The sequence below is a fragment of the Acidovorax sp. JHL-3 genome, assembly GCF_000526295.1.
In the GTDB taxonomy this organism is placed as follows: Bacteria; Pseudomonadota; Gammaproteobacteria; order Burkholderiales; family Burkholderiaceae_C; genus Acidovorax; species Acidovorax defluvii.
On sequence record NZ_JAFU01000001.1, the window covers coordinates 2,155,648 to 2,179,070 of the forward strand.

Here is a 23,423-nt window from a genome sequence, read left to right on the forward strand (position 1 = left end):
AATAATAGCTGCAAGCGCTTGCTGAATAAGCGCCAGAGCCTTTTTTTATCAAAATTCAGGTGACTTTTGCGCGCGCACCCCAAGGGCGCAGCAGGCTCAGGGCATCGACGAGACATAGGCCACCACGGCCTCGATGTCGGCATCCGACATCAGCTTGGTGTTGGGGGTCATGATGGAGTTGGCGCGCACCCCGGTGCCCGCGCGGTAGCGCTGCAGCGTCAGGCGCAGGTAGTCGGGCTGCTGCCCCGCGATGCGGGCGATTTGCTCATTGCCCCGCCCTCCGGTGCCATGGCAGCGAAAGCAGGTTTTCTCGAAATACTCCTGCCCCTTGGCGGTCAGCGCGGGGTTGGCGGGGGTCTGGTGGGCCACTTGCTGCGCTGCATAGAACAGCACCATGCCGATTTTTTCGTCGCTGTTCATGGCGCGGATCATGCCTTCCATGAACTCGTTGCGGCGCCGGCCGTCGGCAAACTGCCGCATCTGCTCCAGCAGATAGGCGGGGTTCTGCCCGGCCAGGTTGGGAATGGAGGGCTTGGTGCTGGTGCCGCCCTCGCCATGGCAGTTGGCACACACGGCGGCCACCTTGCGGCCCACCTTGTAGAGGTCATCGGCCAGCTGGGGGCTGGTTTGTGCTTCCTTGAAGCGGGCGTCCAGGTCCACGTTGGCCGTGGCGCGGGCCTTGGCAGGCTGGGCCACCACGGGCTGGACCGCGAGTGCAGCCATCATTGCAGCCATCAATGCGGTCGTCAGTGCTGTGCGCTGGATCATGGAGGTAACCACTTTAATGAAAAGGTCATTCTAGACCTCCGGGCGCGCCTGCGATCGCGTGGGCGGTTGGGGTCCAGGTGGTGCTGGATCAAACAGTGTGCGTTGGGGTGCGCGGGCATGTAGTTTGTGGCGCAGCTGCTGCAAGGGGCCGGGTGTCGCGGGGGTGCGGGCACGCTGGGGGGTTGTTCGTAAAATGACCGGCTGGGTGGTGACGGTCGTGGCCAGCAACGCCGTCTGCGATCCCCTGCTTCAGAATGCCATGTGCGCCCGCAGACCGCGTGCGGCACTCGCAGTTTTTCCAATCTCTTCGCATCCTTTTTCCATCGACGAACGCAGCGCTCTCGGGGCCTGCCGGTCTCTCCATTCAACACTTATGCAACGTCATTGGCCTCCGTTTGCCTGGGTGTGTTTTGCCATGTGTGTGGGAGTCATGGGCACCGCCCTGGCCAGCCCGCTGTATCCGCTGTACCAGGCGCACTGGGGCTTGCAGCCCAGCCACATCACCGGCATCTATGTGGCCTATATGTTCGGGGCGCTGGCCAGCCTGCTGTTTCTGGGGCGGCTGAGCGACCGGTTTGGTTTTTTGCCGGTGCTGCGCCATGGCCTGGTGCTGGTCACGGCCGGCGTGCTGCTGTCGGCGCTGGCCTGGAGCGTGGCGTCGTTCGTGGTCAGCCGCGTGTTGATCGGCATTGCCTCGGGAATGATCACCACCTCGGCGTCGATCGGCCTGACGCAACTGAACCGCAGCAGCAACGTGATGCGTGCCTCGGCCATGACCAGTTTTGCCATGGCGCTGGGTTTTGGGCTGGGGCCGCTGGTGGGCGGGTTGATGGCCCAGTGGGTGCCGCAGCCGCTGGTGACGGCCTATGCACCCAGCGTGGTGCTGGGGGGGCTGGCGATTTATGCATTGCACCAGGTGCAGCTGCCCCGCCCGGCTTCTGCCGCCGCGCCAGGGCGGTTTGCCTTGCATGACTGGCTGCCGCGCATCACGCTGCCGCAGCCCGCCCTGCGCCGCCCTTTTCTGATTGCCAGTCTGGGGGCGTTCAGCACCTTCGGCATCTTTGGCCTTTATGCATCGCTGGCACCGAGTTTCATGGCGCTCATGGTCCCCTGGCACGGGCCGGCCGTGAGTGGCCTGTCGATTGCCATGATCTTGTTTCTCTCTGCCGGCTTTCAGTGGCTGGCCCGGCCGGTGCACACCAAGACCTGCGCCATCGCGGGGCTGGGTTTGCTGGCGGTGTGCAATTTCTTGCTGATAGCCACCACCTACACCAATCTGCCGCTGCTGTTTGTGCTGAGCGTGCTCACCACGGCAGCGGGCCACGGTCTGGTCAACCTGGCGGGCATTGCCATCGTGAACAAGGTGGCTGGCCCGCAGAACCGGTCAGGGCTGTTGTCCACGTATCTGGTGGTGGGGTATCTGGGCACCATCGTGCCCATTCTGGGTGTGGGCTGGCTGTCGGACCACCTGGGCCTGACGGTGGCCATCGTGATTTTCTGTGGGGCAATGGCGCTGCTGACCGGCGCACTGGCCTGGCTGGCGCACCGCACCCCGGTGATCGAACAGGCCTGAGCGGGCTGCAGCGTGGCGCCGATGTGGTGCCGGCTTGGTGCCCTTGCACGGTGGTGGCTGCGGGGCAGGGCCTTGGTGTCAGGCGTCACCCGCCGCACTGGCGCTGTGCAGCGGTGCTTGGATGGCGCGGGCATCCTGGGGGCGGACCACGCGCGCCATTTCCGTCCCATCGCGCAAAAACACCAGCGTGGGCCAGAGCTTCACGCCAAAACTGCGGCCCAGGCGCTGGCCGGGGCCGTCCTCCACCTTGACGTGGACCACATCAGGCCGGTCGCGCAGGGCCTGCTCGATGAGGGGCTGGGCGCGCTGGCAGTGGCCGCACCAGGGTGTGCCGAATTCGAGCACGGTGGTGCCGGGCAGGCTGTCCACCTCGGCGCGGGTGGGGGCTTGTGCAAGGTGCTGGGCGGCGTAGGGCATAGGTGCGAAGATTTCTGCAGAAATGCGAAGAGATCCATTGTGCTGCGCTTCACCCGCTCGGCGTGCAAGCGGCGCGTCCCCGGCCAGGGACGCCGAGCAAGGGCCGCCCCGCAGCGAGGGCGTCGTCCCCCTCTGGGGGAAGGCGCGAAGCGACACAGGGGGGTTAAATGACACCGTCAAACACCATCACATCCACGGCGTCACCCGGCGACACGTTGCCCTGGCCGTGGTGCAGCACGATCAGGCCGTTGGCCTGCACCATGGAGCTGAGCACGCCCGAGCCCTGGTTGCCCGTGGTGCAGACCTGCAGCGTGCCGTCGGCTGCCGTGGTGACGGTGCCGCGCTGGTATTCGGTGCGGCCAGGTTTCTTGCGGATGGCTTCGGTGCTCACGGCGCGCAGCAGTGGCGGTGCGGCGCGGGTGCAGCCCATCATGCGCAGCAGGGCGGGGCGCACAAAGGCGAGAAAGGTCACCATCACCGCCACGGGGTTGCCAGGCAGGCCAAAAAGAACAGCGCCGCTTGCCGCTGACGCAGTATTGTTTTGATAGCTGCTTGCGCTTTCTGCATAAGGGCTAGAGGCACTTTTGGCTTGAAATCCTGCGCTGGCGATGCGCCCCACGGCCATGGGCCGACCAGGGCGCATGGCGATGCGCCAGAAGGCCACGTCACCGAGCTGCTTCATCATGGTACGCGTGTGGTCGGCCTCGCCCACGCTCACGCCACCGCTGGTGATGATGGCGTCGGCCCTTTGCGCAGCATCGCGAAAGGCGGCCTCCAGCAGGGCGGGTTCGTCGCGCACCACGCCCAGGTCGATCACCTCCACGCCCAGGCGCGTGAGCAGGCCAAACACGGTGTAGCGGTTGCTGTCGTACACCGCGCCCTCGCGGGGCGGCTCGCCCAGGCTCAGGATTTCGTCGCCGGTGGAGAAATACGCCACGCGCAGGCGGCGGTACACCGTGATGGTTTTCAGACCCAAACTGGCCACCAGGCCAAGAGCAGCGGGCGTCAGTAGCTCACCTTTGGATAGCGCCACGCCGCCTTCCATGAGATCTTCCCCCTTGAAGCGGCGGTTGTCACCCAGGCGCAGCACGTTGGCGGCGATGGTGATGTGCCCGTCGGCGCTGGTGGTGAACTCTTGCGGCACCACGGTGTCCAGGCCCGGGGGCATGATGGCGCCGGTCATGATCTTCAGGCACTCGCCTGCGCCCACAGCGCCAGTCCAGGCCTTGCCAGCCAGTGCGGTGCCCACCACGCGCAGCGTGAGCGGCTGACCCGCCACCAGTTGCGCGCCAGCCAACGCATAGCCATCCATGGCCGAGTTGTCGTGGGGCGGCACGCTCAGGGGCGAGACCACATCGCGGGCGAGCACGCGGCCCAGGGCCTCGAAAATGCCAAGCTCTTCGGTGGCTGTGACGGGCAGCGCCAGCCGTTCAAGAAAGGCCGACACCTGGTCGGCGCTGAGCGCCTGCGGGTCGTAACCCTGCAACTCGGCGGCAATCTGGGCAATGGATTTCATGGGAGAGTCAAAACAGAAGGGGGAAGGAGCCGCACCATGTGCAGCTGGTCGTAACCTGCGCCCTGCACCACGATGGCACGGGGCAGCAAGCCCCAGGCGCGAAACCCGGCGCTCTCGTACAGGCGCACCACATGGTGGTTGGACGCGGTGACCGAGAGGGTCAACTGCTCCAGCCCGGCCACCTGCGTGGCCTGGTCAATGCAGGCGGCCAGCAGTTGCTGCCCGATGCCGCGGCGCTGCGCAGCGGGCGCCACCATCATGCTGACCAGCCGGGCACTGTGCTGCTGCTGGGGCAGCAGCTCGCGTTCGCAGCCAATGCAGCCCAACAAGGGGCCATCGGGGGCGAAGGCGCCCAGAAAAAAATGGCCCGATGCGGGGGCACCAAAGCGCGGGGCGTAAGCGCTGGCGGGCCGGTTCACCGACGCGGCATGGTCAGAGCTGAAGGACTCGGGGGCGCATTCAAGGGCTTCGTCCCGCAGCGACTTGTAGGGGTGCACGTCCGCAGCCGTCAGCGGGCGGATGAGCCAGGTCATGGCGCGCCAGAACCCTCAAGGCGGTGCAGCTCGGCCAGCGTGTTGGCGTTGAAGAACGCCAGCGGGTCGTCGCCCGGCTGGTCAAACGGCACCACCACCTGCTGGTGCTGGGCGGTCCAGGCGTCAATCTTGCGGCCACCTGCCTGGGTGAAGGCGACCAGGCTTTCAAGCAGGTCCACGCGCAGCAGGCTGAAAACGGGCTGGGGGCGCACGGCGGTGCCGCCCGCGCCATCGTCTTCCGGGGCGGCGGCCATGGCAATGTCGGCGCCCGCCTGGTCGGCGGCAGTGGCCAGCCGCGCGGCCAAGTCCAGCGGAAACAGGGGCGTGTCGCAGGGTACGGTGAGCAGCCAGGGCGTTTCACAACGTTCCAGCCCGGTCAGAAAACCGGCCAGCGGGCCGGCATAGTCGGCCAGTACATCCGGCCAGACCGGTGCGCCAAAGGCCTCGTAGGCCGCCAGATTGCGGTTGGCATTGACCATGGTGGCGCCCACCTGCATCTGCAGGCGCATCAGCGTGTGCAGCGCCAGCGGCAGGCCGCGAAAGTTCTGCAGGCCTTTGTCGACGCCGCCCATGCGGGAGCCGCGACCGCCGGCCAGCACCAGGCCGGTGATGTCTTGGGTGTCAATCATGTTTTGAAAGGTGAGTGCTCATGCAGTGAGCGCCGCCCAGGCCCGGGCAGCCAGGCAAGGGCCGCCCCGCAGCGAGGGCTGCGTCCCCCTTCCCGCGCGCAGCGCGAGAGGAGGGGGAAGGCGCTGAAGGCGACTGAGGGGGAGGTGTCACGTGCTATCCGCCGATGTAGCTCATCTCGACGCGCCGCGCTCCACCTTGCGTGGTATCCGCAGGCAGGCTGCTGCGCAGCTCCGAATAGCGGTCGGTGCGCTGCTGCCAGATGGGGGCGATGGCCGATGCAATGGCTTCGTCGGTGGCGCCGCCGCGCAGCAGCGTGCGCAGGTCGTAGCCCTGGGTGGCAAAGAGGCACAGGAAGAGCTTGCCTTCGGTGGACAGCCGCGCGCGGTTGCAGTCGTGGCAGAAAGCCTGGGTCACGCTGCTGATCACGCCCACTTCGCCCAGCGCCGGGTCGTGCTGGCCTTGCGCGTTGGTGTAGCCCCAGCGCTCGGCGGTTTCGCCGGGGTTGGTGGGGCTGAGCGGCACCAGCGGCAGCTCGGCGCGCAGGCGTGCAATGAGCTCGGCCGAGGGCAGCACTTCGTCCATGCGCCAGCCGTTGGTGGCGCCCACATCCATGAATTCAATGAAGCGCAGCGTGGTGCCCGTGCCGCGAAAATGCCGCGCCATGGGCAAGATCTCGTGGTCGTTGGTGCCGCGCTTGACCACCATGTTGACCTTGATGTGCGACAGGCCCGCTGCGTGCGCGGCCTCGATGCCCGCCAGCACATCGGCCACCGGAAAATTCACATCGTTCATGCGGCGAAACACCGCGTCGTCCAGGCCATCCAGGCTCACGGTGACACGGTTCAGGCCCGCATCCTTGAGCGCCCGCGCCTTGCGCGCCAGCAGCGAGCCATTGGTGGTGAGGGTGAGGTCGGGTGGCAGGCCGTCGACCGTGCGCAACTGGGCCAGTTGCGCCACCAGTTCTTCCAGGTTCTTGCGCAGCAGGGGCTCGCCCCCGGTCAGCCGGATCTTGCGCACGCCATGCGCCATGAAAAGTCGTGCCAGCCGCGTGATTTCTTCAAAGCTCAGCAGGGCGTTGTGCGGCAGGTAGGCGTGGTCCTTGTCGAACACCTCCTTGGGCATGCAGTAGTTGCAGCGGAAGTTGCAGCGGTCGGTCACGCTGATGCGCAGGTCGCGCAGCGGGCGGCCCCGGGTGTCGGTCAGCAGCCCGGTGGGGGCGGCAGCCTGCGCGGGCACCTTGGCCGCCAAAGCGGCGATGCGTTGGTCCACCAGAGGAATCACACGTTCAGCCATGGCGTGATTCTGCCGCATCGGCCCCGCCATCGACGGCTTGCCCCTACCGGCGGGGTTGACACGCATCAACCGTGCGGGTCGGGAGGTGCGTTTTGCAAGTGTCCGGCGAATGGCACTTGCTTGACTTGGCTCATGGGGTGCACATGCCGCATCACAACAATCACGGGCACACAGTTTCAAGGATATGACATGACGAATGCGACATCGACAGCACAAGCGCTGCCCTGCCAGCGCCGGGTGGCCGTGCAGTGGGTGGCGGCAGGCATCCTGCTGCCCACCTGGGCCAACGGGGCGCAGGCGCAAATTGCGCTGTCGGGGGCCATCAACCACGCGGGGCGTTTTCGGGCGCTGTCGCAGCGCATGGCCAAGGCGTATTGCCAGCAGCATCTGACGGTGATGCCTGCCGCCGCCGTGGATGTGATGGCCCATGCGCGCAAGCTGGTGCAGCAAGGCTCTGCCGAACTGGCGCGGGGCTCGCAGTCGGGCCAGTGGCCTGCCGATGTGGTGCGCCAGCTGGACGAAGTGCAAAAACAGTTTGCCTTGCTAGACGAGTTGACCGCGGTGCCCACGTCGCGGGCCGCCGTGGTGGCGGTGTCCGAGCAGTCCGACCGCACGCTGCTGGTGGCCCAGGCGGTCACCGAAGCGATCGAAAAAATGGCGCGGGTGGCCAGCGCGCGGCTGGTGAACCTGGCTGGGCGCCAGCGCATGCTGTCGCAGCGCATGGCCAAGAACTATTTTCTGGTGGCGGCCAAGGCCGACTCCAAGCTGGTGCTCGCGCAACTGGCGGCAGACGCCAACGATTTCCGGCAGGCCATGCAGTCCCTGGTGGCGGCACCGGTGTCCACGCCCGCCATTCGCGGCGAGCTGGAGCTGGCGGCCTCGCAGTGGGTGTTTTTTGAATCAGCCCTGCGTCGGCCCGCCGACGAGCAGGGCATGAGCGCGGTGGCCACCACCAGCGAACGCCTGCTGAGCGTGATGGACCGCCTCACCGGCCTCTACGAAGCCGCCTTGCGCGAAGTGCTGGGCTGACCACGCAGCGTGCAGCGTGGCGTGCCCGTGCGCAGGGTGTTACTCCAGCCAGCGCACGTTCTGCATGACTTCGTCAAAAAAGCTGCGCAGCGTTGACGTGCTCATGCTGTAAGGGTCGAAATCGACCGAACTGGAGTATTTGAGGAACAGTTGCCGGTTGGTGTCCAGCGAGGTCAGCAGCCCCATGGACCAGCTGGTAAAGCGCCGGTGCGGAATTTCACCAAAGTCGAGCACGGCAGTGTCGCGGTGGCGCGTGTCCTTGAGCAAGCGGTGGTACAGCGCATTCACCGCGGTGCGGTCACCTTCAAGCTGCTGCAAAAAGATGCCATGGTTCAGGCACAGCGCGCCAGTGATGCCCGCACGGGCATTGTTGCGCTGCGATGCGCCCAGAATATCCTTGATGTCCGCAGGGCCCAGCACGCGCGAGGTGCGGCTGGCGTAAGTGAGTTGTATCAACATGTTTATCTCCTGAGAGCGCAGTGTCTCAGGTTCGGCGCACCAGGGTGCGTGGGTGCGCCAAAGGCCCTGCAGTCCGGGCGTATGGGATGCGCCGCCCGGATTTCGCAGGTTTTCCGGTGTCGGTCAGACGCAGCGTGCGCCGTCCACCTCGATGCACACGCCGCTGACAAACGCCGCCTCATCGCTGGCCAGGTACAGCGCGGCGTTGGCCACATCCAGTGCGGTGGAAAAGCGGCCCAGGGGAATGGTGGCCAGAAACTTCGCACGGCGGGTTTCGTCCACCGGGCCGCCCGCAAACTCGGCGGCCAGCCCCGTGTCGGGGTTGAACACGGGGTTGATGCAGTTCACACGGATGTTGTCGGGCCCCAGCTCGGCCGCCATGGACTTGCTGGTGGTAATGACGGCGCCCTTGGAGCCGTTGTACCAGGTCAGGCCCGGGCGAGGCCGCAGCCCGGCGGTGGAGGCAATGTTGATGAAACTGCCGCCACCGGCCTGGCGCATGGCCGGCACCGCGTGGATGGCCGAGAGGTAAATGCTTTTGACGTTGATGGCATAGACCTTGTCGAACTCTTCCTCGCTCACTTCGAGCATGGGGCGGTTGCGGTGCGTCCAGCCCGCGTTGTTGACCACCACATCCAGCCGGCCATGCAGGCGCAAGGCTTCATCGACAAGGGCCTTGACGTCGGCGGATTGCGTTACGTCGGCCTTGAAAAACGCCGCCGTACCGCCCGCAGCCATGATCTCGGCCACCACGCGCTGGCCTCCGGCCTCGTTGATGTCGTTGACGATGACCTTGCCACCCTCGGCGGCCAGGCGCTTGGCAATGCCTTCGCCAATGCCGTTGCCAGCGCCGGTGACGATGATGGATTTGTGCTGCACGCGCATGGTGTTGTCTCCTGGCTGTTTAAATTTGATAGCAGCTTGCGCTTGATGGATAAGCGCTTGGGGCCATTTTCATATATTTTTTTTGCCCCATGACGCGCGCCAGGGCTACCGCCCGGTATGCGCGTCGGCCGTCGGGCTTTGTGTGGCGGCCCGGTCCTCCGGCACTGCCAGACCGTCGGGGCTGCGGCGGTAGAACTGCGGAAAATACTCCTTCACACCGTTGCCATGGAAGTCCCAGCCGGTGCACTGGCCCAAGTGGCGGGGCGGCTCGTCCTCGTTGGCCGACGAAAACACGGCGGGCACCGACTGGAAAGCCGCCGTGGCCAGGTTGAACAGCAGCTCGCGCAGGTGCGTGCAACTGGCCACGCCGCCCAGGTTCTTCTGGATGGCCTGGCGCCAGCCGCGTGCCATGCTGCAGCCCACCATGGATTGCAGCGCGGGCTGGGCCTGGGGGCAGTCTTTGAGCGGGTGGGTGTCCATGGCCACGTCAATGGCCTGCACCACCAGCTGGCGGTTGACGGTAACGCGCAGCCACATGTGGTGGATGGGTTCACCGGCACGGCGCATGCCGGCATCGCGAAACGAGGGGGCGTCGTGCATCTTGCTGTCGTGCAACTCGCCTTCGATGTCCCACAACCCATCGTCGCGTTCATAGCCTTGGTAATTGACGCGGCGCTGGTGCCGGGCGGTGCGGGGGGCAGGGGGGCTCAGGGGCATGGAGAAGAAAAAACGTCGTGCAAAAGTGAAAGGGGAAGGGCAGAGGCAACCATGCTAGCGGCACACCGCCGCGCCGTCGTGCACCGGCGTGACAGGGCCTGCCGCAGTCAGCCGTGCTGAATGGCCACTGTTTTGAGCGTGGTGAAGCCATACAGCGCCTCCAGGCCCTTTTCGCGCCCGTAACCACTGGATTTGACGCCGCCAAAGGGCAGTTCCACACCGCCTGCAGCGCCGTAGTTGTTGATGAACACCTGGCCGCTGTGCACGCGCCGTGCCATGCGGAACTGGCGGCTGCCGTCGCGCGTCCAGATGCCCGCCACCAGCCCGAACTGCGTGGCGTTGGCCAGCTCTACGGCATGGTCTTCGTCCTGAAAGGCCATGGCCGACAGCACGGGGCCAAACACTTCTTCCTGCGCCAGACGGTGATCCACCGGCACATCGCGCAGCAGCGTGGGGGCTTGGTAAAAGCCGGTTTCGGGCGCCTCGTCCACGATCTGGCCCTGGGCCACCATGGGGATGCCGGCCACCTGCGCGTCGGATAAAAAGTCCCACACGCGCTGCTGCTGCGATTGGCGGATCAGCGGGCCCACATCCAGGTCCATGGCGGCGGGGCCCACGCGCAGCGCCTCAAAGGCCGTGCCCAGGCGCTCCAGCAGCGGCTCGTAGATCAGCGAGTCAATCAGCACGCGTGAGCCGGCCGAGCAGGTCTGCCCGGCGTTTTGCACGATGGCGTTGATGACCACCGGCACGGCAGCGTCCAGGTCGGCATCGGCAAAGATGATCTGGGGGCTTTTGCCGCCCAACTCCAGCGTCACCGGGCAGTGGCGCTCGGCGGCCACCTGTTGGATTTGCGTGCCAATTTTGGGGCTGCCCGTGAAGCTGATGTGGGCAATGCCCGGGTGGCGGGCCAGCGCGTCGCCTACCTCGTGTCCGTAGCCGGTGACGATGTTGAGCGCGCCCGACGGAAACCCCACCTCGGCCGCCAGCTGTGCCACGCGGATCAGGCTCAGGCACGCGTCTTCAGCGGGCTTGACTACGCACACATTGCCCGCCGCCAGGGCGCCGCCCACGCTGCGGCCAAAAATCTGCATGGGGTAGTTCCACGGAATGATGTGGCCCGTCACGCCATGGGGCTCGCGCCAGGTCAGCACGCTGTAGCCGTTGGGGTAAGGAATGGTCTCGCCGTGCAACTTGTCGCAGGCGCCCGCATAAAACTCGAAGTAGCGCGCCAGCGCCAGCGCATCGGCCCGCGCCTGTCTGGTGGGCTTGCCGCAGTCGCGCCGCTCCAGGGCGGTCAGCTCGTCGGCGTGCTCCAGAATTTTTGCCGAGAGCTTTTGCAACAGACGGCCACGGTCGGCAGGCGCCATCTTTTGCCACACGGCGTGGTAGCACTGGCGCGCGGCATGCACGGCGGCATCGATGTCGTCGGCCGTGCCGCGCTGGATCTCGTCAAACGGCTGGCCGTCGGACGGGTCGATCACCGGGATGGTGCGGCCGGAGGCGGACGCAACGGAGGCGTTGGCGATGAAGTGCAGTTGCATGGCCAAATTGTGCGACAAAAACAATGTGTTCTTATGGTTTTCAGGTCAAAATGGCCTATAGCCCTTATGTATAAAGCGCTATTAGCTATTAATATAGTAGCGTTTGGAGGCGGTTTGCGCTGGGCGGCAGGTGGCGCAAGGGGGCCGCTAGCGGCCCAATAAGGCCAAAAAAAGGCCCGCCGCAGCGAGCCTTTGGAGATGCGTGGGGCGCAATCAGCCGCCGTGAAATTTGACCACCAGCGGCACGATCAGCAGCGCCACGATGTTGATGATCTTGATCAGCGGGTTGATGGCGGGGCCGGCGGTGTCCTTGTAGGGGTCGCCCACGGTGTCGCCGGTGACGGCGGCCTTGTGCGCCTCGCTGCCCTTGCCGCCGTGGTGGCCGTCTTCGATGTACTTTTTGGCGTTGTCCCACGCTCCGCCGCCCGTGCACATGCTGATGGCCACGAACAGGCCCGTGACGATGGTGCCCATCAGCAGGCCGCCCAGCGCCTTGGGGCCAAGCGCCAGGCCCACCACGATGGGCACCACCACGGGCAGCAGGCTGGGGATCACCATCTCCTTGATGGCGGCGGTGGTCAGCATGTCCACGGCTTTGCCGTATTCGGGCTTGGCCGTGCCCTCCATGATGCCGGGAATGTCACGGAACTGGCGGCGCACTTCCACCACCACAGCACCAGCGGCGCGGCCCACGGCCTCCATGGCCATGGCGCCAAACAGGTAGGGGATCAGCCCACCGATGAAAAGACCCACGATCACTAAAGGATCGCTCAGGTCAAAGCTGATGGCGCGGCCATAGCTTTCGAGCTTGTGGGTGTAGTCGGCAAACAGCACCAGCGCGGCCAGCCCGGCCGAGCCAATGGCATAGCCCTTGGTGACGGCCTTGGTGGTGTTGCCCACGGCGTCCAGCGGGTCGGTGACGTCGCGCACGCTGCTGGGCAGCTCGGCCATTTCGGCAATGCCGCCGGCGTTGTCGGTGATGGGGCCATAGGCATCCAGCGCCACCACGATGCCCGCCATGCTCAGCATGGACATGGCCGCCACGGCAATGCCGTAAAGGCCTGCCAGCTGGTAGGCCGAGAGAATGGCCAGGCACACAAAGATCACGGGCCAGGCCGTGGAGCGCATCGACACGCCCAGGCCCGCAATGATGTTGGTACCGTGGCCCGTGGTCGATGCCTGGGCGATGTGCTGCACGGGCGAGTATTGCGTGCCGGTGTAGAACTCGGTAATCCATACCAGCGCTGCCGTCAGCACCAGCCCGGTGGCGCACGCGCCAAACAGCTTCATCTGGCTGCCGGTGGCGGTGATGGCGTTGTCCGGCATGATCCAGATTGTCACGAAATAGAAGGCGATGAGTGACAGCACGCCCGCAATCGCCAGGCCCTTGTACAGCGCAGGCATCACGTTCTTCATGCCGGGCGAGGCCTTCACGAAGAAGCAGCCGATGATGGACGCAATGATGGACACGGCCCCCAGCGCCAGCGGGTACACCACGGCGTTGACGGGCGCGGTGGCCACCAGCAGCGCGCCCAGCACCATGGTGGCGATCAGCGTCACGGCGTAGGTTTCGAACAGGTCGGCGGCCATGCCGGCGCAGTCGCCCACGTTGTCGCCCACGTTGTCGGCAATCACCGCGGGGTTGCGCGGGTCGTCTTCAGGGATGCCCGCCTCGACCTTGCCCACCAGGTCGGCGCCCACATCGGCGCCCTTGGTGAAGATGCCGCCGCCCAGGCGCGCAAAGATCGAAATCAGCGACGAGCCAAACGCAAAGCCGATCAGCGGGTTGAGCAGATTGGCCAGGTTGGCCGTGGGCGTGAGATTGCCGTTGCCCGCCAGAAACCAGTAAAAGCCCGTGACGCCCAACAGGCCCAGCCCCACCACCAGCATGCCGGTGATGGCCCCGCCGCGAAACGCTACATCGAGCGCCGGGCCAATGCCGTGCGTGGCGGCCTGCGCTGTGCGCACGTTGGCGCGCACCGACACGTTCATGCCGATGAAGCCGCAGGCGCCCGAGAGCACCGCGCCCACCACAAAGCCCACGGCCGTCGTGCCGTCGAGAAAAATGCCGATGAGAACCGCCAGCACCACGCCGACGATGGCGATGGTCTTGTACTGGCGGGCGAGGTAGGCAGCAGCCCCGGCCTGGATGGCGGCGGCAATCTCCTGCATGCGGGCATTGCCGGGGTCCTTGGCAAGAATCCATCCCCGGGCCCAGATTCCATAGGCCACCGCAATCAATCCGCAAACCAGAGCCAGTATCAGAGGGGCAGTCAGCGCTGTATTTCCAGCCATTCGTCACTCCTTGAAGTATTGAGATGCACGGAAGGAAACACAACGCATCGGTGTGCTTCCGCTGCGTTGCTTCCTCGCGCTCTAGCGTACTGGAGTCGATTGGCCAACAGACCCAATTTACAGCCAAACGCCAGATTGCAAGCGCGCAGAAAGGGGCGTGTGCCTAAAATCAGGGTTAATCCCGACGCGTCGTGCTGCGTGGATTGTCTTCAATCAACTTTTCATACAAGACATGTCTCTCAACAACGTCCCCCCAGGCAAGAACGTTCCCGATACCTTCAATGTGGTCATCGAGATCCCGATGAACGCCGACCCGATCAAGTATGAAGTGGACAAGGAATCGGGCGCCATCTTCGTGGACCGTTTCATGACCACGGCCATGCACTACCCAACGAACTACGGCTATGTTCCGCAAACCCTGTCGGGCGACGGTGACCCGGTGGACGTGCTGGTGATCACGCCTTACCCCCTTCATCCCGGTGTGGTCGTGACTTGCCGCCCCCTGGGTATCCTGATGATGGAAGACGAAGCCGGCGTGGATGGCAAGGTCATTGCGGTGCCCACCTCCAAGATCCTGCCCATGTACGACCACTGGAAGACCATCGACGACGTGAACGCCATGCGCCGCAACGCCATCGCTCACTTCTTCGAGCACTACAAGGACCTGGAAAAAGGCAAGTGGGTCAAGGTGCTGGGCTGGGAAGGTATCGACTCGGCCAAGAAGGAAATCAGCGACGGCATCGCCAACTACCAAAAGAGCCTGGGTTGAGCCGGTTCAACCCCTTTTTTGAATCAAATGGTGCCGCAGCCCTTTACCAATAAGCGCTGACAGCTATCAAAAACAAAGCATGTACCCCAACGGGGTGCATGCTTTGTTTCTGGCTGGTGGGCAGCTGGGGAATGCTGCCGCGTCGGCCAGACGGCCAACGCAGCGCCAAACGCCCGTGGCCCCGCACGGAGTCCGTCCATACTGCGCCATCGGTCCGCGCCACGCTGGCAACGGGGTAGTTGTGAGCAAATGCAACTGAAGACTGCTATGCTCTGCCGATATGCGCAGGCCCGGCGCAGTCGCCAGCCTGCCCGAACCGATGTTTTCAAGGATGCGCACATGATTTCTGCCCCCACTGCAACCCGTTCCGAGGCGTCTTCGCGCACCGCTGCCGCAGCCCGCGCGGCGGAATATCTGACCTTCCGCCTGGGGGAGGAGGAATACGGCATCGATATCCTGCGGGTGCAGGAGATCCGCTCGTACGAGCAGCCCACGCGCATGGCGCATGCGCCCGACTTCATCAAGGGTGTGGTGGATTTGCGCGGGCGCATCGTTCCCATCGTGGATTTGCGCCTGAAACTGCACTGTCCCCAGGCCGAGTACACCGATTTCACCGTCGTCATCATCCTGAATGTGGGTGGCACCGTGCTGGGTGCGGTGGTGGATGCCGTGGCCGATGTGGTAGCCCTCACGCCCGATGCCATCAAGCCGGCGCCACAGTTTGAAAGCCAGGTGGACTCGGCCTTTGTGACCGGCATTGCCACCGTGGGCGACCGCATGCTCATCATGATGGACATTGAATCCTTGCTGAGCAGCGCCGAAATGGGCCTGGTGGCCCAGGTCGCGCAGTAAGCGGCACCGGCGAATCAGCACTCCTTTTCTCGGGCAGTCCGGGGGGCGCGGCCCTCACTTCTTCAGCAGGGTGAAGGCCGGGCAACGCTGCGGCGGAGGGCAGGGCTGCCTCGCACAAAAAACCTCAATCGCTGATGCCCTGACGGTCGGTAACTGCCGCCGTGCAGCGGCAGAGCATTGCACGCTTTTTAGCGGCTTGCCCTGCGCCACCGTTGTGCTGTCAAAGTACTTTTTGCGCCGCAGCGCGTGTGGCGGATGTTGTGTTGGCGAGCGTCACGCATTAATATTCATGTAAAATGAATCTTATAAATTTCTGCTGCTTGCGTCGTTCCGGCGCAGCGGGCCGCACCGCATGAAACCCATCTCAACACCTGTCGTCTCCACCGCAGGCGTGGCTCCGGCCTCTGCTTTGCAGGGTTTGCCATTCCTGCGTCTGGGTTTTCGCCCGTTTTATCTGGGCGCGGCCTTTGTGGCGTGCCTGACCGTGCCGCTGTGGATAGCTTCCATGCTTGGGTGGCTTGCGCTCGATCTTCCGGTCGCTCCCCTGCTGTGGCACGCCCACGAAATGCTGTTCGGGTTTGCCGCCACCGTCATCATCGGGTTCTTGCTCACGGCCGTGAAGGCGTGGACAGGGCTGTCCACGCCGCGCGGTGCGTTGCTGGGGGCGCTGGCACTGCTCTGGCTTGCCGCCAGGGTGGCTGCCGTGGTGGCCCCCTATGCGGTCTATGCAGCGCTGGACATGGTCTTGCTGCCGGTGGTGGCGGGCATTTTGCTGGCGGTGCTGCTGCGGGCGCGCAACCGCCGCAATTTGCCGCTGATGGGGGCGCTGGTGCTGCTGTCGCTGGCCAATGTCGCGTTTCACCTGGCGGTCATGGGTGTTATCAGCCTGCCGCCCGTGCAGGCGCTGCATGCTGGCCTGGCGCTCATTGTGCTGATTGAATGCGTCATGGCCGGACGCGTGGTGCCGGCTTTCACCATGAGCGTGAACCCGGGGCTCAAGCTGCAGGCGCAGCGCCCGCTGGAACTCACCACCATGGCCGTCACGGCCCTGGCGCTGGTGTCGTGGGTGTGTGCTCCTTTTGGCGTGGGCGCGGTCACGGCGGTGCTTGCCGGGCTGGCGGCGCTGCTGCACGGCGTGCGCATGTGGCGCTGGAAGCCCTGGATCACCCGCAACCGTCCCATCTTGTGGATTCTGCACGCGTCGTATGCCTGGATTCCTGTGGGCTTTGCTCTGCTGGCCTTGGCGCAACTGGGTGTTGTGGCCGTGTCTGCCGCGGTGCATGCCTTTGCCGTGGGTGTCACGGGGGGGCTGATCATCGGCATGATCACCCGCACGGCGCGCGGCCACACGGGTCGGCCGCTGCAGGCTTCCCGGCTGGAGGTGCTGGCCTATGGGCTGGTGATGGGCGCCGCTGTTTTGCGTGTCCTTGTGCCGCTGGCCGCACCGCAGTGGTATGCCGCCACACTGGTGGTGGCCGCGCTGGCCTGGTCCACGGCTTTTGCCATTTACCTGGGCCTCTTTACCCCCTGGCTGTTCCAGACCCGGCTGGACGGCAAGGACGGCTGATGGCGCTGTGCGCGGGCGGTGTTGTTGCAACGCCTTGCCAGCGCCTCAACGACTCAGCGCCGGGGCCGAGGTTGCCAGTCTGAATCATTTTTCGTTGCTCTTGTTCACTTCCCCTAGAAAGGCTTTGCCATGACTTCCACCCAGAATTCCGTCATCGATGTACGCGAAATTGCGCCCCGCGAGCGCCACGCCCTGATTTTTGGCCGCTTCGATGCGCTGTTGCCCGGCGAGGCGCTGCAATTGGTCAACGACCATGATCCACAGCCACTGCGCCAGCAATTCGAGGTCCGCTCTGCGGGCGCGTTCAAATGGGCTTATCTGCAGCAAGGCCCCGATCTGTGGCGTGTACAGATCAGCAAGACCGAGCCCGCCGCAGCCACGGGCGGTTCTTGCTGCTCGGGTGGCGCCTGCGGCGGCTGAGGCCCCGCAGCGTCGGCGGCGCAAGGCCGCCGGGTTTTGGCCCCGCCATTGTGTGAGGCGAGGTGTCAGGCCGCCCGAAACGGGCTGCGTGCCTGCAGATGGTCCAGATACTGCTCTACCCCCGCAACTTCGCGTGCCAGAAACCGGTCCACCGCATCGGCAAATGCCGGATTTGCCAGCCAGTGCATGCTGGTCGCCGGAACGGGCAGCAGGGCGCGGGCCATTTTGTGCTCGCCTTGCGCGCCGCCTTCGAATCGCTGCACGCCATGCGCAATGCACCATGCCAGGGGCTGGTAGTAGCAGGCTTCGAAATGGAGGCAGTCCACCCGCTCCAGCGCACCCCAGTAACGGCCGTAGGCGGTGCAGCCGGCATACTTTGAATGATATTGGCCTCTGGCGCTTGATGGCTGTGCGCTGATAGCTATCAAACTACTAGCAATTGGACGGCCTTCGCGCTCTGCAATAAACAGCAGCCAGTGTTCGGGCATGCGATCGGCCATCTGCTGAAAGAATGCCCGCGTGAGGTAGGGCGGGTTGCCGTGTTCCAGATAGGTGCGTTCGTAGCAACGGTAAAAGAAGTTCCAGTCGTCCGCAGTGATGTCAGCCCCCAGTGCCCAGCGAAAGGTGACACCTGCCTCGGCCACGCGCCGGCGTTCCTGGCGGAATTTCTTGCGCTTTTCCTGCGTGAGGTGCGCCAGAAAATCGTCGAAATCGCGGTAGGCAAGCGTTCCGGCTGCCGCCGAGCCGCTGTCGCAATGGCTTTCGACCGCTGCGAGGACGCTCTCTGTGGGCAGCAAAAACCCGCCCGTGCCGAGCGTGGGGGCCGCACCCGAGCCGCCGCCGGGCCGCCCCAAGGCGGCGAGAGCCCCCTCGGGGGGCAGCGAGGACACGTCAGTGCCTAGCGTGGGGGCCACATTCTTCCAATGAAACTGCACCGTATGCCGCAGCATCAGGCCTTCGCGGGCGCCGGTCAGCACATCGTCGTCGCTGGCGAACAGCACATGCAGTGACGAGATGCCCTCGTCCTCGCACCACTGGCACAGCGCCTGCACCAGCCACTGGCGGGCTGCGGCGTCGCGCGCCATCAGCCGGGTGCCGGGCACGGGCGTGAAGGGCACCGCCACCACGGCCTTGGGGTAGTAGGGGACGCCGTGCTGCTCGTAGGCACTGGCCCAGGCCCAGTCAAACACGTATTCGCCGTAAGAATGGCTTTTGAGGTACAGCGGGCAGGCTGCCACCAGCAGGTCGCCCTCCCACAGGGTCATGAACCGAGGTGTCCAGCCCGTGTGGGGAACAGCGCTCTCGCTCTCATGCAGGGCGGCCAGGTATTCGTGGCGCATGAACGGGGTGGGGTGCGATTGCAGTGCCAGCAGGGCGTTCCAGGCAGTGGCGTCCACCTCCAGCGGCGATGCCAGCACGCGCGCGATAATGGCGCCTTCAGCCATGCTGCCTCCGTGGACCACCGTTTTGCACGGGGCCGTTGTGGGCTGTGGTGGCGGTGTCCAACCCGGCTACAAAAGCCGATTCCAGTTCCATGATGCTCTCCATTTGCACCGCTCAGCTCAATTTTGTCGTGGGCGACATGCCCGGCAATGCGCAGAAAATCATCGCAGCCGCGCATGAAGCTCACGCGCAGGGCGCGCGTCTGTTGCTGACGCCCGAACTGGCCATCTGTGGCTACGCGGCAGAAGACCTGTTCCTGCGCCCCGCGTTTCTGGCGGCCTGTGATGATGCCGTGAAAACCGTGGCCCGCGAGACCGCGGGGTTGAATGGCCTTGCGATCGTTCTGGGCCATCCGCAAAAGCTGGCTGCCGGCGACCCGGCGTTCAGCCCGTGCCTGAATGCGGCCAGCGTGCTGCGGCATGGCCAGATCGAGCAGACCTATGCCAAGCGCGAGCTGCCCAATTACCAGGTGTTCGATGAGCGCCGCTATTTCGTTGCCGGCCAGTCGCCCTGCGTTTTCGAGGTGCAGGGCGTGCGGGTCGGGGTGCTGATCTGCGAAGACGCATGGTTTCCAGAGCCTGCACGCGCTGCTGCCAGCGCGGGGGCGCAGCTGCTGGCGGTGATCAATGCATCGCCCTTTCACCTGGGCAAGAGCGCCGAGCGCGAGCAGACCATGCGCGAGCGCGTGGCCGAGACCGGCCTGCCACTGGTCTATGCCCACCTGGTGGGCGGGCAGGACGAGGTGGTTTTTGAAGGCCGCTCGTTTGCCCTGAATGCAGATGGCTCGGTAGCGGGGCGCGCCCCAGGCTTCAAGGAAAAACTGGTGTTTGCGCATATCCGGCAAGCGCAAGCAGCTATCAAAATAGAAGCAGAGGTGGTGCCCGAGTGCAGCCTGGAAGCCGACCTGTGGGATGCGCTGGTGCTGGGCGTGCGCGACTATGTGGGCAAAAACGGCTTCCCGGGCGCCTTGCTGGGTTTGTCGGGCGGCATTGATTCGGCGCTGGTGCTGGCCATTGCGGTGGATGCCCTGGGCGCCGACAAGGTGCGCACGGTGATGATGCCGTCGCCCTACACGGCGGACATCAGCTGGATCGATGCGCGCGACATGGCCGAGCGCATGGGTGTGCGCCATGACGAAACCTCGATTGCGTCACAGTTCGAGGCCTTCAAGGCCGCGCTGGCGCCGCATTTTGCCGGCCGCGCCGAAGACACGACCGAAGAGAACCTGCAGGCGCGCATCCGCGGCATGCTGCTCATGGCCTTGTCGAACAAATTCGGGGCCATTGTGCTGACCACCGGCAATAAGAGTGAGCTGGCCACGGGCTACTGCACGCTGTACGGTGACATGGCCGGCGGCTTTGCGCCCATCAAGGACGTGGCCAAGACCCGGGTGTTTGCCCTGGCGCGCTGGCGCAATGCCCACGACCCGTATGGCACCGGGGCGAACCCCATCCCCGAGCGCATCATCACGCGCCCGCCCAGTGCCGAGTTGCGCCCCGACCAGAAAGACCAGGATAGTTTGCCGGCTTACGAGGTGCTCGATGCGATCGTGGCTCGCTACATGGAGAATGATGAACCGATAGAGTCCATCATTGCAGCCGGGTTTGAGCGCGCCGATGTCGAGCGCGTCACACGGCTGATCAAGCTCAACGAATACAAGCGCCGCCAGGCCCCTGTGGGCGTGCGCGTGACGCGCCGCAGCTTCGGCAAGGACTGGCGTTACCCTATCACCAGCAAATTCAGGGCCTGACGGGCATCCGCCAGGCCCGCCGCTTTTTTAATTCCCCCAGGAGACCCCCCATGAAAATGATCACCGCCGTCATCAAGCCCTTCAAGCTCGAAGAAGTCCGAGAAGCCTTGGCCGAATGTGGCGTGACCGGCCTCACCGTGACCGAGGTGAAGGGTTTTGGGCGCCAGAAAGGCCACACCGAGCTGTACCGCGGGGCCGAATATGTGGTTGATTTCCTGCCCAAGGTGAAGGTTGAGGTGGTGGTAAAAACCGAAGACCTGGAGCGCTGCGTGGACGCCATCGTGAATGTGGCGCGCACGGGAAAGATCGGGGACGGCAAGATTTTCGTGACGGCCGTGGAGCGCGTGGTGCGCATTCGCACCGGCGACCTGGATGACGCAGCGATCTGATCCGTGACGCTCCCCGCAGGCGCGCTGCGTAGCTCGCTGTACGCCTTGCGCGGTGGCCGATGCTGAGGTTTGCGCGACCGGGGGCTTTGGTTCTTAAATCACCGAGCGCAATGGCATGGATGCCTGATCGGGACCGGCCTCCTGCACCAGCGTGCGCAGCAGGGCCTCTACATCGGTGCTTGCGTGCAGAAGGTCCATTTGCCAATTGCCCATGAATCCGTTGGCCACGCTGGATTGCAAGAAGCCCAGCAAGCCGTCGTAATAGCCGGCCACATTGAGCAGGCCCAGCGGCTTGTCGTGATAGCCCAGCTGGCGCCAGGTCCACACTTCAAACAGCTCCTCAAAGGTTCCGATGCCGCCGGGTAGCGCAACAAAGGCGTTGCTGCGCTCCGCCATCATGGCTTTGCGCTCATGCATGGTCTGCACGATGTGCAACTCGTCGCACTGTTGGTTGGCCAGCTCCTTGTCGACCAGGGTTTGCGGTATCACGCCCACTACACGGCCACCGGCCAGGCGCGTGGCTTCGGCCACCGTGCCCATCAGGCCGCTGCGCCCGCCACCGTAGACGAGTTGGCCGCCATGCGAACCAATCCACTGGCCCACGGCCGCAGCCGCCTGGGCAAACGCCGCGCTCTCGCCGGGGCGCGAGCCACAGTACACACAGATCGAAAATGCGGGCTCAGCCATGAAGAAACCTTTGAAGAATGGCGGCAGACCAGATGCTGATGCACAGCAGCAGCGCCAGCAGTACGGCAGCGCTGCCCATGTCCTTGGCCCGTTTGGAGAGGTCGTGCCACTCGGGGCCGATGCGGTCGATGGCTGTCTCGATGCCGGTGTTGAGCAGTTCAACAATCATGACGATCACCACTGAACCCGCCAGCAGCGCCACTTCGACCCAGCCATGACCCAGCCAGAACGACAGCGGAACCAGGACGACGGCCGCAAGGGCCTCCTGGCGAAACGCTTTTTCGTTCCAGCCGGCACGCAGCCCTGCGATGGAGTAACCGGTGGCATGCCAGATGCGGTTCAGCCCGGACCGGGCCTTCTGGGGGTTGGCAGGTGCGTGGTGTGACGGGTCGGATGATTGCATGCCGCGATTGTCGGGGGAGGATGTGTCCGGAACGGGTCGGTCCGAACAGGGCTTACTTTTTTGCAGGTTCGTAGTGCACCAGGCGTGTGCCCGCCAGTGCGTCGTGCCAGAACTGCTGCTGTGGGTGAAAACGGCTCAACACCGCCCACACGGCGACCCAGCCCAGTACGATCACCGTGGCTTCACCGCCCGGCAGCGAAAAAGGTGCCAAAGCGGCCAACGGCGGCAGAAACCACAGCCAGGAACAAACGTAGCGCAGCAGTGCGCGCCGCTGGGTGAGCGGACGGCCATCGCGATCCACGACACGGATGTGCCAGGTCTTCATGGCCAGCGTCTGCCCCTTGGCCCAGAACCAGGTGAAGTAGATGCCAAACACCACGAACAGGAAGGCCTGCAGCGCGTGGCGGTTGTCCATGGCGTTGCGGGTCTGGCTCAGGGTGCCAAACAGGTAGCCGGCGATGAAGACCACGCCGAACATCAGGATGCCTTCGTACATCCAGCATGCCATGCGGCGGATCAGGCGGGGGGCTTGCAGATTCAGGGGTGCTGCCACAGCGGCAGGCAGTGCGTCAGGGGAGGGCAAGGCAGACATGCAAATTACGGGGGAGCATGCAGGGGCGCATCGTGCCCCCCTGGGGCAAGGTTATGGGCGGGCGGTGTGGCCGACAGGGGCGGCAGCGTGACTGGCTCGGCCACAGGCACGTTGACCGGGCTGGTTTCCACCACAGGAGCCGGCGCCGGTGCAGGATATCCAGGGGCGCCGGGCGCGGCCGCCGGGGCGGGCTGCACCGGCGTTGCAGCGCGCGGCGACAGGCTCTTCACGGGCGGAATCTTGGGCTGGTTGGGGCGGTTGGGGTTGACCTCCGAGGCCGCCGGAATCTGTGCCAGCTTGCGGGGAGAAACCGGTTTGATCGCCGGGGCTGCGCCCTGTGATTTGGTTGCCGCGCGGGCAGCCAGCTTGCGCTTTTCTTCGTCACTCAGCGCCTGATAGGCTTGCCATTGGGCGAGTTTGTTGTCGCGGGCCAGGCGATTGGAGTCGGCATAGTTGAGCCTTGCCTGATTGCGCTGCTGCGCGCTGAGGCTGGCCCATTCCGTCATGCGACTGTGCAGCTTTTCCTGCTCGGTTTCAGGCAGCGTCGGAAAATTCTGGGCGAGGGCGAGCCAGCGCCGTTTTTGCAACTCGCTGAGAAGTGCCCAACGTTCCGCCAGTGGGTAAAGTGCCAATTTTTGGGGCGTGTTCAGAACTTCCCAGCCCGGGCCGGCATGGGTTTGCCGGGTCGGGTCGGTCACAGTGCCGGGGGCGCCCTTGCCACCAGACTTGGGTGCCAGCGCAGCGGCTGGAAGCAGGGTGCCGGGTGCCATGCGCACCTGATTGAGCACTGACACGCCGCCTGCCGCGAGCGCGCCTAAAAGCACCAAAGCCAGCACGAAGGCTGGCATGGTGAGGCGGGCGTCAGGTGAACTTGAGTGCATGCAGTAAAAAAGGG

At 64.9% G+C, this 23,423-nt stretch carries 24 protein-coding genes; 8 read left to right on the forward strand and 16 right to left on the reverse strand.

Annotated features, from left to right (window positions below; all coding sequences use genetic code 11):
- Positions 1–96: 96 nt before the first annotated feature.
- Positions 97–768, reverse strand: a complete 672-nt coding sequence (locus K226_RS0110125; RefSeq protein ID WP_024814699.1) for a c-type cytochrome — start codon at positions 766–768, stop codon at positions 97–99.
- Positions 769–1,183: 415 nt separating this feature from the next.
- On the opposite strand from K226_RS0110125, the gene K226_RS0110130 reads away from it, so the two are divergent.
- Positions 1,184–2,341, forward strand: a complete 1,158-nt coding sequence (locus tag K226_RS0110130) for an MFS transporter (RefSeq protein WP_024814700.1) — start codon at positions 1,184–1,186, stop codon at positions 2,339–2,341.
- 78 nt (positions 2,342–2,419) lie between these two features.
- On the opposite strand, the gene K226_RS0110135 is transcribed toward K226_RS0110130, so the two are convergent.
- From K226_RS0110135 to moaA, 5 genes are all read right to left on the reverse strand, one after another.
- Positions 2,420–2,758, reverse strand: a complete 339-nt coding sequence (locus tag K226_RS0110135; RefSeq protein ID WP_024814701.1) for a thioredoxin family protein — start codon at positions 2,756–2,758, stop codon at positions 2,420–2,422.
- 163 nt (positions 2,759–2,921) lie between these two features.
- On the reverse strand, positions 2,922–4,274 hold the full coding sequence (locus K226_RS0110140) for a molybdopterin molybdotransferase MoeA (protein WP_024814702.1): 1,353 nt from the start codon (positions 4,272–4,274) through the stop codon (positions 2,922–2,924).
- The gene (locus K226_RS0110145) at positions 4,271–4,807 is read right to left on the reverse strand and encodes a GNAT family N-acetyltransferase (RefSeq protein WP_024814703.1); all 537 of its coding nucleotides are present in this window, start codon (positions 4,805–4,807) and stop codon (positions 4,271–4,273) included. The genes K226_RS0110140 and K226_RS0110145 overlap by 4 nt, the downstream gene beginning before the upstream one ends.
- Positions 4,804–5,436, reverse strand: a complete 633-nt coding sequence (mobA, locus tag K226_RS0110150; RefSeq protein WP_024814704.1) for a molybdenum cofactor guanylyltransferase MobA — start codon at positions 5,434–5,436, stop codon at positions 4,804–4,806. The genes K226_RS0110145 and mobA overlap by 4 nt, the downstream gene beginning before the upstream one ends.
- 154 nt (positions 5,437–5,590) lie before the next feature.
- Positions 5,591–6,730, reverse strand: a complete 1,140-nt coding sequence (gene moaA / locus K226_RS0110155) for a GTP 3',8-cyclase MoaA (RefSeq protein ID WP_024814705.1) — start codon at positions 6,728–6,730, stop codon at positions 5,591–5,593.
- 189 nt (positions 6,731–6,919) lie between these two features.
- Here moaA and K226_RS0110160 point away from each other — a divergent pair, with 189 nt between their 5' ends.
- Complete coding sequence (locus K226_RS0110160) at positions 6,920–7,759, forward strand: type IV pili methyl-accepting chemotaxis transducer N-terminal domain-containing protein (protein ID WP_024814706.1); 840 nt, start codon at positions 6,920–6,922, stop codon at positions 7,757–7,759.
- Between the two features lie 39 nt (positions 7,760–7,798).
- Here K226_RS0110160 and K226_RS0110165 read toward each other — a convergent pair whose 3' ends face one another.
- From K226_RS0110165 to K226_RS0110185, 5 genes are all read right to left on the reverse strand, one after another.
- Complete coding sequence (locus tag K226_RS0110165; protein ID WP_024814707.1) at positions 7,799–8,218, reverse strand: BLUF domain-containing protein; 420 nt, start codon at positions 8,216–8,218, stop codon at positions 7,799–7,801.
- A 123-nt stretch (positions 8,219–8,341) separates the two neighbouring features.
- Positions 8,342–9,103 (reverse strand): SDR family oxidoreductase, encoded by a 762-nt coding sequence (locus K226_RS0110170; RefSeq protein ID WP_024814708.1) that lies wholly within the window; start codon positions 9,101–9,103, stop codon positions 8,342–8,344.
- Positions 9,104–9,208: 105 nt separating this feature from the next.
- A complete protein-coding gene (locus K226_RS0110175) occupies positions 9,209–9,820 on the reverse strand; it encodes a DUF2889 domain-containing protein (protein WP_024814709.1) in 612 nt (203 codons plus the stop codon).
- Positions 9,821–9,927: 107 nt separating this feature from the next.
- Positions 9,928–11,361 (reverse strand): aldehyde dehydrogenase family protein, encoded by a 1,434-nt coding sequence (locus K226_RS0110180; RefSeq protein WP_024814710.1) that lies wholly within the window; start codon positions 11,359–11,361, stop codon positions 9,928–9,930.
- Between the two features lie 213 nt (positions 11,362–11,574).
- Positions 11,575–13,656, reverse strand: a complete 2,082-nt coding sequence (locus tag K226_RS0110185; RefSeq protein WP_024814711.1) for a sodium-translocating pyrophosphatase — start codon at positions 13,654–13,656, stop codon at positions 11,575–11,577.
- A 232-nt stretch (positions 13,657–13,888) separates the two neighbouring features.
- Between K226_RS0110185 and ppa the strand changes: the two genes are divergently transcribed.
- From ppa to K226_RS0110205, 4 genes are all read left to right on the forward strand, one after another.
- Positions 13,889–14,425, forward strand: a complete 537-nt coding sequence (gene ppa, locus K226_RS0110190; RefSeq protein ID WP_024814712.1) for an inorganic diphosphatase — start codon at positions 13,889–13,891, stop codon at positions 14,423–14,425.
- A 339-nt stretch (positions 14,426–14,764) separates the two neighbouring features.
- Entirely contained in the window at positions 14,765–15,277 is a 513-nt protein-coding gene (locus K226_RS0110195) for a chemotaxis protein CheW (RefSeq protein WP_024814713.1), read from the forward strand.
- A gap of 352 nt (positions 15,278–15,629) precedes the next feature.
- A complete protein-coding gene (locus tag K226_RS0110200) occupies positions 15,630–16,844 on the forward strand; it encodes an NnrS family protein (protein WP_035240984.1) in 1,215 nt (404 codons plus the stop codon).
- A 129-nt stretch (positions 16,845–16,973) separates the two neighbouring features.
- A complete protein-coding gene (locus tag K226_RS0110205) occupies positions 16,974–17,264 on the forward strand; it encodes a DUF2249 domain-containing protein (RefSeq protein WP_024814715.1) in 291 nt (96 codons plus the stop codon).
- Positions 17,265–17,329: 65 nt separating this feature from the next.
- Here K226_RS0110205 and K226_RS0110210 read toward each other — a convergent pair whose 3' ends face one another.
- The gene (locus K226_RS0110210) at positions 17,330–18,709 is read right to left on the reverse strand and encodes a GNAT family N-acetyltransferase (RefSeq protein ID WP_024814716.1); all 1,380 of its coding nucleotides are present in this window, start codon (positions 18,707–18,709) and stop codon (positions 17,330–17,332) included.
- An 89-nt stretch (positions 18,710–18,798) separates the two neighbouring features.
- On the opposite strand from K226_RS0110210, the gene K226_RS0110215 reads away from it, so the two are divergent.
- Together K226_RS0110215 and K226_RS0110220 are read left to right on the forward strand one after the other, a co-directional pair.
- The gene (locus tag K226_RS0110215) at positions 18,799–20,457 is read left to right on the forward strand and encodes an NAD+ synthase (protein ID WP_024814717.1); all 1,659 of its coding nucleotides are present in this window, start codon (positions 18,799–18,801) and stop codon (positions 20,455–20,457) included.
- A gap of 50 nt (positions 20,458–20,507) precedes the next feature.
- Complete coding sequence (locus tag K226_RS0110220) at positions 20,508–20,846, forward strand: P-II family nitrogen regulator (RefSeq protein ID WP_024814718.1); 339 nt, start codon at positions 20,508–20,510, stop codon at positions 20,844–20,846.
- 93 nt (positions 20,847–20,939) lie between these two features.
- On the opposite strand, the gene K226_RS0110225 is transcribed toward K226_RS0110220, so the two are convergent.
- Genes K226_RS0110225 through K226_RS0110240 form a run of 4 tightly spaced genes read right to left on the reverse strand, consistent with a single transcriptional unit; the run spans position 20,940 to position 23,409 of the window.
- The gene (locus K226_RS0110225) at positions 20,940–21,533 is read right to left on the reverse strand and encodes a TIGR00730 family Rossman fold protein (RefSeq protein WP_024814719.1); all 594 of its coding nucleotides are present in this window, start codon (positions 21,531–21,533) and stop codon (positions 20,940–20,942) included.
- On the reverse strand, positions 21,526–21,936 hold the full coding sequence (locus K226_RS0110230; protein WP_024814720.1) for a diacylglycerol kinase: 411 nt from the start codon (positions 21,934–21,936) through the stop codon (positions 21,526–21,528). Before K226_RS0110230 ends, K226_RS0110225 begins: the two co-directional genes overlap by 8 nt.
- 52 nt (positions 21,937–21,988) lie before the next feature.
- Complete coding sequence (locus K226_RS0110235) at positions 21,989–22,528, reverse strand: RDD family protein (RefSeq protein ID WP_081739356.1); 540 nt, start codon at positions 22,526–22,528, stop codon at positions 21,989–21,991.
- Positions 22,529–22,533: 5 nt separating this feature from the next.
- Positions 22,534–23,409 (reverse strand): DUF3106 domain-containing protein, encoded by an 876-nt coding sequence (locus K226_RS0110240; protein ID WP_024814722.1) that lies wholly within the window; start codon positions 23,407–23,409, stop codon positions 22,534–22,536.
- Between the last annotated feature and the right edge of the window lie 14 nt (positions 23,410–23,423).